The following is an 8338-nucleotide window of genomic DNA, read 5'->3' on the forward strand; positions in this document are numbered from 1 at the left end:
GATTAGCCTTTCAACACGTAATTGGGACAGAGCCTATTTTTACGCCCGCAGGGCCCGCATCAGCTGGGCAACCACGTCGTCGAGCAGGGGGCGATCGGGGCGGCACTGGGCAAAGGTGACCAGCCCTTGCAAGTTGATCAGCAGCAGGGCGGTGAGGGTGTGGATATTGCTATCCGGGGCCAGTTCACCCTTGGCCTGCGCCTGCGTCAGCAACTCGGCCAGATCCTGCTCCAGCTCGCCATAGATCCCCTTGACCCGCTGGGTCAGCTCCTCATCCTGCTCGCTCAGCTCCATCATGGTGCGAGTCACCAGACAGGAGCCGCAGAGCGCCTCCCCCACGATCCGGTCGAGATAGGCCGCAAGGCCCGCCAGCGGGCTCGGGTTGTCGAGCAGGAAGCGGCGCAGGGTGCGTTTACCCTCGACATAGTGATCCACCGCGGCCAGCAGCAGGCCGCGCTTGTTGCCAAAGGCGCCGTAGATGCTGCCCGGATGGAGGCCGGTGGCAGCCACCAGCTCCTGCATGGTGGTCTTGGCATATCCCTTGGCGCGAAACGCTTCCATGGCATTTCGCAGTACCTCGTCCCGATCAAACTCGGCTATGCGCATGGTTCCTCCCGTGGGAAATGGTTCACCGGCAAGGGGCAACAGGGCCCGCCGATAAAGAGTGGCTGGAAAGGGCGGCAAGTTTACCCCAGCCGCCCGCTCGGGCCAACCTTCTTGAACGCGCATTCAAAAAAAGCTTGCGCCCGACGCAAAAAACGTCTTGAATGCACGTTCAAGAATAACCCGTTCAGGACAACCTATCATGAATACCCTGTTTCAGCCGTATCGACTCAATGACACTCTGACCCTGGCCAACCGTTTCATGATGGCCCCGCTCACCCGCTGCATGGCAGGCCCCGGTCTGGTGCCGACCGAGCAGATGGCTGCCTATTACGGCCGCCGCGCCGACATCGGCCTGATTGTTTCCGAAGCCGTCATCATCCGCCCCGACGCGCAGGGCTACCCCAATACCCCGGGCCTCTTCACCCAGGCGCAGATCGATGGCTGGAAGAAAGTCACCAACGCCGTACACGCCAAGGGCGGCAAGATCTTCGCCCAACTGTGGCACGTCGGCCGCCTCTCCCACCCCTTCTTCCATCAGGCTGAAGTGTTGGCCCCCTCTGCCGTGGCGCACGAGGGCACTGTGCCCCGCATGCGCGAGCTGACCTATCAGGTGCCGCGCGCCCTGACCGAGGCCGAAATCGCCCAGCTGGTGCTGGATTACGCCCAAGCCGCAGCCAACGCCATCGAGGCGGGCTTTGACGGGGTGGAGATCCACGGTGCCAACGGCTACCTGATCGACCAGTTCCTGCACCACTCCACCAACCTGCGCAGCGACAACTACGGTGGCAGCCCGGAAAAGATGAGCCGCTTCGCGCTGGAAGTGGTCGATGCCATCAGCGCCCGCATCGGCGGTGACCGGGTTGGTATTCGTCTCTCCCCGGGAGCCTATGTCCATCTGGCGGGCAGCCCGGAAGATCGCGCCGTGTTCGACTATCTGCTGGGCAAGCTCAACGATCGCCCGCTGGCCTATATCCACCTCGGCATCTTCGATGACAACCTCACCTTCGATTATCTGGGTGGCCGCGCCTCCGACTATCTGCGCGCCCACTACAAGGGCAATCTGGTCGGCGTGGGCAACTACGACGCCGAGCGCGCCGCAGCAGCCATCGAGGCCAACCGCTTCGATCTGGTGGCCATCGGCCGTCCGCTTATCGCCAACCCGGACTACCTCACCAAGGTGAAGAAGGGCGAAGCGCTGGTGCCCTACGCCGACACCATGCTGGCCGAGCTGGTCTAACCGCATCGGTATCGCCAGACGACAGGCAATAAAAACGAGGGGAGCTGTTGCTCCCCTCGTGTTATCTGGCTGATGCGCTGATCAGCTGGTGCAGACTTAATTGGTGCGGATGCTTAATTGGTACGAAATAGCGCCTCGATGGAGAGCCCCTGGCTCAGCAGGATCTCCCGCAGACGGCGCAGCCCCTCGACCTGGATCTGGCGTACCCGCTCGCGGGTCAGGCCAATCTCGGCCCCCACATCCTCAAGGGTGGCAGGCTCGTACCCCAGCAGACCGAACCGGCGAGCCAGCACCTCCCGCTGTTTGGGGTTGAGCTCCTCCAGCCAGTGGACAATGCTGCTGCGCATATCATCTTCCTGAGACTCCAGCTCAGGCCCCATGCCGCGTTCATCTGAAAGCACATCCAGCAATGCCTTGTCGCGATCGCCACCGATGGGGGTGTCCACCGAGGTGATCTTCTCGTTGAGCTTGAGCATGCGATTCACATCGTCCACCGAACGATCCAGCGCGAAGGCGATATCCTCGGCGGTCGGTTCATGATCGAGACGGTGAGAGAGTTCGCGAGCGGTGCGCAGGTAAACGTTTAACTCTTTGACCACATGAATGGGCAGACGGATGGTGCGGGTCTGGTTCATGATGGCCCGCTCGATGGTCTGGCGGATCCACCAGGTGGCATAGGTAGAGAAACGGAAGCCGCGCTCGGGGTCGAACTTCTCGACCGCACGGATAAGGCCGAGGTTGCCCTCTTCGATAAGATCCAGCAGCACCAAGCCGCGGTTGTTGTAACGACGGGCGATTTTCACCACCAGTCGCAGGTTGGACTCGATCATGCGCTTGCGGGCGGCTTTGTCACCTCGCAAGGCACGACGGGCGTAGTAGACTTCCTCTTCGGCAGTGAGCAGCGGGGAGAAACCTATCTCCCCCAGATAGAGTTGCGTGGCATCCATCACCTTGTTCAGCTCAGGTGCCAGCAACTCATCGGAGATAGTCTCGTCCGCCTCGGCGGCTACCTCCTGCAACTCTTCTACCTCGTGAGATTCGGGTTCAGCGTCAAACTCTAACTCTGCATCCTGCATTACCAGTTGTTCTTGGCTCATGGTGTGTCTCCCTGACGTTACCAGAGTAAGACGGTCTCTCTGGGGTTAACGCTTTGGCAAATAGCTCATCGGATTGATCGACTTGCCTCTGTACCGGATCTCGAAATGCAATCGCACATCCGGCGCGTCCGTGCTACCCATGTTGGCAATGACCGAGCCCCCCTTGACGCTGTCCCCTTCCTTCACCCGCAACTCGTCGTTGTGTGCGTAAGCGGAGAGATAGTCATCATCATGCTTGAGGATAATCAGCTTGCCGTACCCCCTTAAAGCACTGCCAGCGTATACCACTTTACCGCTGCTGGCGGCGTAGACGGGTTGCCCCTTCTGGCCGGCTATGTCGATCCCCTTGTTACCCTGTTCTGCAACAGAGAACCCCTCGACAATCCGGCCTTTTGCGGGCCAGTGCCAAGCAAGTCTCGACTGGGAGCTGTTTGTTTTTTGTTCTTTGACCTGAGCGTATTCCTTCGGTGCTGCCGGAGCAACGGATTTCTGAGAGATGAACGGCGTGGTCTGACCAGATCCACTCGGCTCGGCCAACGGACGTGGACCGCTGCTCGGACGGCTCACGGCCACCGGCGTCACGGTTGCCGGACGAGTCGCAGCCACCATCTGGGTCGAACCGCCGCCTGCGGTCTGGACATTGAGCACCTGACCGGGTTGCAGCGCATAGGGGGCGCTCAGGTTGTTGCTCTGGGCCAGCGCCTGCGGTGTCATGCCGAACTGGCGGCCGATGCTGCTCAGGGTATCGCCGCGGCGCACCTCATAGGTACCGGCACTGCGGCTGCTGCCAACACTGGCGCTGGAACCATCGAGCCGCAGTCGCTGCCCCGGATAGATGTTGTAGGGCGGGCTGATGTTGTTGAGGCTGGCCAGCGACGGCACATCGTTGCCGGAGTTGAAGGCGATGGAGTAAAGGGTATCGCCCCGCTTCACCACATAGCTGCCGCCCTGAATGGGGGCGCTGACCTGGGCACCGCTTTGGCGAGCCGGAATGGTCGAGACAAACTGCCCCTCATCAACACCATCTACCGGAGCTGCATTTTTACTGGAGGAGCAGGCAAGCAGCAGCCATGACAACACCACGACACTGCTTCCTTGCCAAATACGCGAACGCATAATGGATCCTTAACGACTAAACCAGAAATAGGCCACCACGGCCAGACCAATACAGAGCCAACCGAGCACATCTACGTAGTGCATCAGTTTGCGTTCCATCTTCTCGCCACCCCAGCGCATCAGGCCCGCAACCAGGAAAAAGCGCATGCCACGACCGATGAGGGAGGTGATGATGAAGGGCAGCAGAGCCATTTGCAACAACCCTGCCGTCACGGTAAACACCTTGTAGGGGATAGGGGTGAAGCTGGCAATGAAAATGACCCAGATCCCCCACTGCTCAAACCAGTTGCGAGCAATCTCGATCTTGTCCTGATAGCCCACAGACTCCACCAGTGGCAGCACGACCGGATCCCACAGCGCATAGCCAAGGGCATAGCCAAACAGGGCGCCCAGCACAGAGAAGAGGGTGGCCAGCGTGGCGTAGTGCCACGCCTTGTTTGGCTTAGCGAGCGCCATCGGTGCCAGCATCACGTCCACCGGGATCGGCCAGAACACCGACTCGATGAAAGCGGTGATGGAGAGATACCAGGGGGCATGCTTGTGGCGGGCCCACTGCATCACCAGTACGTACAAACGGGAAAACAACTTCACTCAACATCTCCGTCAATCAGGGGAACAAAACGTACCGGCTCCAGAATACGGCTGGTCAGCTGGGATCCGGATCGTTCGATCAGTTGCAGGGTCTGCTGGCTGTCACCCACGGGCAACACCAGTCGGCCCCCTTCGGCCAGCTGATCGGTGAGCGCCGTCGGGATCTCGCTCGCCGCGGCCGTCACCAGAATGGCGTCATAAGGCCCCTTGTTGGGCCACCCCAGCCAGCCGTTGCCGTGCTTGGCCGAGACATTGTGCAGATCGAGCTGGCGCAGTCGGCGCCGGGCCTGGAACTGCAGCGACTTGATCCGCTCCACGGTATAAACATGCTCCACCAGATGGGCGAGGATCGCCGTCTGATAGCCCGAGCCAGTGCCAATCTCCAGCACATGGGCCGGATTGTTTTGCATCAGCAACTCGGTCATTCGCGCCACCATATAGGGCTGCGAAATGGTCTGGCCGTGGCCAATGGGCAGGGCTGTGTTGTCCCACGCCTTGTGCGCCATGGCCTCGTCCACGAACAGCTGGCGCGGCACTTTCGCGATGGTCGCCAGCACGCGAAAATCGCGAATATCCTGCGCAATGAGCTGATTTAACAGGCGCTGTACTATCACACCACCCTCATCCCTGCAGATCTAACCAGGCCCCCAGACCGGCGAGACTGTCATAGGCAGTCATATCGATGGTCAGGGGGGTAATCGAGACATAGCCCTGCTCGATGGCGGCAAAATCGGTGCCTTCACCGGCATCCTGCTGGCTACCGGGGGGGCCGATCCAGTAGATGGGCTGACCACGGGGATCCTCGGTGCAGATCACCGACTCCGCCCGGTGGCGGTTGCCAAGGCGGGTGGTCTTGATCCCCTTGATCTGCTCGAGAGGCAAGTCCGGCACGTTGACGTTGAGGATCTGATCGGCAGGCAGGGGGTGTTTCATCAACCCCTTCACCAGCAGGGCCGCATAGTGGGCCGCCGTGGCGAAGTGGGTCTTGCCCACCAGCGAGATGGCGATGGAGGGGTAGCCAAGATGGCGCCCCTCGGTGGCCGCGGCGACCGTGCCCGAGTAGATGACATCATCCCCCAGGTTGGCGCCGTGGTTGATGCCGGCCACCACCATGTCGGGTTCAGGGCGCACCAGCTCGTTGACCGCCAGATGCACGCAGTCGGTCGGCGTCCCCTTCACCGCATAGCTCTCGCACCCATTAAAGCCGTTTTCTGCAATGCGGGTAACCCGCAGCGGTACTTCCAGCGTCAGGGAGTGACTCGCGCCGCTGCGGTTGCGATCCGGTGCCACCACAATGACCTCGCCGCAGGCACGCAGCGCCTCGCTGAGGGCTCGAATGCCCTCGGCATACACACCATCATCATTACTGACCAGAATTCGCATCGGTCTGATTCCTGAAACCGTGATCGGCCTCTTCGGCCTGCATTAACTCGCGCACCACGCTGGTGGCAAACGCGCCCGCCGGCAGGAAGAAGGAGAGGGTCAGCGCCTCGCCGTCCAGCTGCCAGCTCATCTGCTCCGGCTTGAGCAGCAGGGGGCGGCGATCCTGATCCAGCCCGGCTTTCTCCAGCCCGTCACACCAATCGCTGTAAGGAGCCAGCACGCCCTGTTCGAACTCGGCAGCGGCGCCCTGACTGGCCAGGCGGCCACGGCCCCACTGGGGGGCGGTAAGTTGCACGTCGCCGGAGGCAAGACGCGCTTCCAGCTCGGGGGTCACGCTCTCTTCGCTGAAGATGGAGTGGCTGCCCTTGAGCATCACGCAATCACCGGCCAGCAGCTGATGAGCCAGCCCCTGTTCGATACGGGCGCTGACAATGGCGTTGAACAGCATGCTGCGGGCGGCAGAGAGGTAGAGGGAACGCTTGTTGCGATCCTTGATCCGCTTGCCGGCAAACATCGCCTTGGCCGCTTCCAGGTTGTTGCCATCGCGGCCAAAACGCTGCTCACCATAGTAATTGGGCACGCCCTGAGTGGCGATGGCCTGCAGGCGCGCTTCCAGCCCGTCGGCCTGTTCCAGACCGGTGAGACGCAGGGTGAAGTGGTTGCCCTTGAGGTAGCCAACCCGCAATTTGCGGTTGTGACGCCTGGCTTGCAGGATCTGGATGCTGTCGCTCTCGATAACCGACAAGTCCGGTTCGGCCTTGCCCGGCAGGTGAATGCCGAACCACTGCTCGGTCACCGCGTGGCGATCTTTCAGGCCCGCCCAGGTCACCGCATTGCGGTTGACCCCGGCCGCATCGGCCAGCAGACCCGCCACCCAGGCGGTGTTCTCGCCGGTTTTGCGCACACGGACGAAGATGTGCTCCCCTTCACCGCAAGGCTCAAACCCGAGATCTTCATTGACCACGAAGTCGGCGGCCTCGGCCTTGAGGATACCGCGGGCAGTGGGCGCCCCGTGCAGATAGGCAAGTTGTTCCAGCATTATTGTTTCACCAGTAGGACGACGGCTTCGGTGGCGATCCCTTCCTTGCGCCCCGTAAACCCAAGCTGTTCGGTGGTGGTCGCCTTGACGTTCACCCGGTTCAAATCACATTGCAGATCGGCGGCCAGCACGGCGCACATGGCGTCGATATGGGGTGCCATTTTGGGGGCCTGGGCGATGATGGTCACATCCAGATTGCCGATGGCATACCCCGCCTTCTGTACCCGGGCAAAGACATCACGCAGCAGAATGCGACTGTCGATCCCCTTGAACTCGGCAGCGGTATCGGGGAAGTGGCGACCGATGTCACCGGCGCCGATGGCCCCCAGCAGGGCATCGCTCACCGCGTGCAGCACCACATCGCCGTCAGAGTGGGCAACCAGCCCCTGCTCGTAGGGAACCGGCACGCCACCCAGCATGCAGGGGCCAACACCACCAAATTTATGGACATCAAAACCATGACCAATGCGCATCATCAGCGGCAACCTCCCAACATGCTGAAACCAACCCCATCAATTTTGTGTACGTCCACACCATGTCCAATCCGGCTCATGCTAACTCCTTGTTCGGGCCTGTTTGTTCGAGACGCTCTGCTCTGAGCTGTCTGTTCTGACTGAGGGGCTTATGCCTGCTGGCTTAAAAACAGCCCCGCCAGCGACAAGTCTTCCGGCCGGGTCACTTTGATATTGTCGGCGCGCCCCTCCACCATGCGCACCGTGAATCCGGCCCGCTCCATGGCGGAGGCCTCGTCGGTGATGGTGGCGCCCAGCATCAGTCCCTCTTCCAACGCCCGTTTCAGGGTACGGGTCGGGAACATCTGCGGCGTCAGGGCATGCCAGAGCTGCTCGCGCTCGACGGTAGCGATGATATTGCCCTCCCCATCGGAGCGTTTCATGGTATCGCGCACCCGACTGCCGAGAATGGCACCGCCGCAGTTCATGGCCGCGGCAATCAGCGCATCGAGATCGCCGTGAGTCAGGCAGGGGCGGGCCGCATCGTGCACCAGCACCCACTCCCCTTGCGCCACATGGAGACCATTGAGGACGGAAAAGGCGCGCTCGGCGCCTCCCTCGACCCGCACAATCCGCGGGTCGGCCGCCACGGGCAGGGCCTGGAACCAGCGGTCATGAGGCGCCAGCGCCACGATCACCTGGGCGATGGCTGGGTGGGAGAGCAGCCGCTCCAGGGTATGTTCGAGAATGGTTTTACCCGCCAGTTGCAGGTACTGCTTGGGGCAATCGGCCCCCATTCGGCTGCCGATACCGGCGG

10 protein-coding genes are annotated in these 8338 nt (G+C 61.5%); 1 reads left to right on the plus strand and 9 read right to left on the minus strand.

What is annotated here, in order from left to right; all coding sequences use genetic code 11:
• Nucleotides 1-39: 39 nt before the first annotated feature.
• Entirely contained in the window at nt 40-606 is a 567-nt protein-coding gene (locus L972_RS15765; protein WP_047439427.1) for a TetR/AcrR family transcriptional regulator, read from the minus strand.
• Between the two features lie 199 nt (nt 607-805).
• On the opposite strand from L972_RS15765, the gene L972_RS15770 reads away from it, so the two are divergent.
• Nucleotides 806-1843: an alkene reductase gene (locus L972_RS15770; protein ID WP_047439429.1), complete on the plus strand. Its 1038-nt coding sequence runs from the start codon at nt 806-808 to the stop codon at nt 1841-1843.
• Between the two features lie 113 nt (nt 1844-1956).
• Here the strand turns inward: L972_RS15770 and rpoS are convergent, their stop codons facing one another.
• The 8 genes from rpoS to ispD form a co-directional block, all read right to left on the minus strand.
• Nucleotides 1957-2940 carry an RNA polymerase sigma factor RpoS gene (gene rpoS, locus L972_RS15775; RefSeq protein WP_005335504.1) on the minus strand — a complete coding sequence of 328 codons (984 nt, stop codon included), beginning with the start codon at nt 2938-2940 and terminating at the stop codon, nt 1957-1959.
• A gap of 45 nt (nt 2941-2985) precedes the next feature.
• On the minus strand, nt 2986-4056 hold the full coding sequence (locus L972_RS15780; RefSeq protein WP_047439431.1) for a LysM peptidoglycan-binding domain-containing protein: 1071 nt from the start codon (nt 4054-4056) through the stop codon (nt 2986-2988).
• Nucleotides 4057-4065: 9 nt separating this feature from the next.
• On the minus strand, nt 4066-4647 hold the full coding sequence (locus L972_RS15785; protein WP_047439434.1) for a YqaA family protein: 582 nt from the start codon (nt 4645-4647) through the stop codon (nt 4066-4068).
• Nucleotides 4644-5261 carry a protein-L-isoaspartate(D-aspartate) O-methyltransferase gene (locus L972_RS15790; protein WP_005335507.1) on the minus strand — a complete coding sequence of 206 codons (618 nt, stop codon included), beginning with the start codon at nt 5259-5261 and terminating at the stop codon, nt 4644-4646. The genes L972_RS15785 and L972_RS15790 overlap by 4 nt, the downstream gene beginning before the upstream one ends.
• A gap of 7 nt (nt 5262-5268) precedes the next feature.
• Nucleotides 5269-6030: a 5'/3'-nucleotidase SurE gene (gene surE, locus L972_RS15795; RefSeq protein WP_047439436.1), complete on the minus strand. Its 762-nt coding sequence runs from the start codon at nt 6028-6030 to the stop codon at nt 5269-5271.
• Nucleotides 6011-7069: a tRNA pseudouridine(13) synthase TruD gene (gene truD / locus L972_RS15800; RefSeq protein ID WP_005354508.1), complete on the minus strand. Its 1059-nt coding sequence runs from the start codon at nt 7067-7069 to the stop codon at nt 6011-6013. The genes surE and truD overlap by 20 nt, the downstream gene beginning before the upstream one ends.
• Complete coding sequence (gene ispF, locus L972_RS15805) at nt 7069-7545, minus strand: 2-C-methyl-D-erythritol 2,4-cyclodiphosphate synthase (RefSeq protein ID WP_005335518.1); 477 nt, start codon at nt 7543-7545, stop codon at nt 7069-7071. Before ispF ends, truD begins: the two co-directional genes overlap by 1 nt.
• 146 nt (nt 7546-7691) lie before the next feature.
• Nucleotides 7692-8338 (minus strand): 2-C-methyl-D-erythritol 4-phosphate cytidylyltransferase (ispD, locus tag L972_RS15810; protein WP_047439437.1); only part of this gene is annotated, 647 nt, incomplete at its 5' end.

Origin of the sequence: Aeromonas sp. ZOR0001 (assembly GCF_000801015.1) — a bacterium.
In the GTDB taxonomy this organism is placed as follows: Bacteria; Pseudomonadota; Gammaproteobacteria; order Enterobacterales; family Aeromonadaceae; genus Aeromonas; species Aeromonas veronii.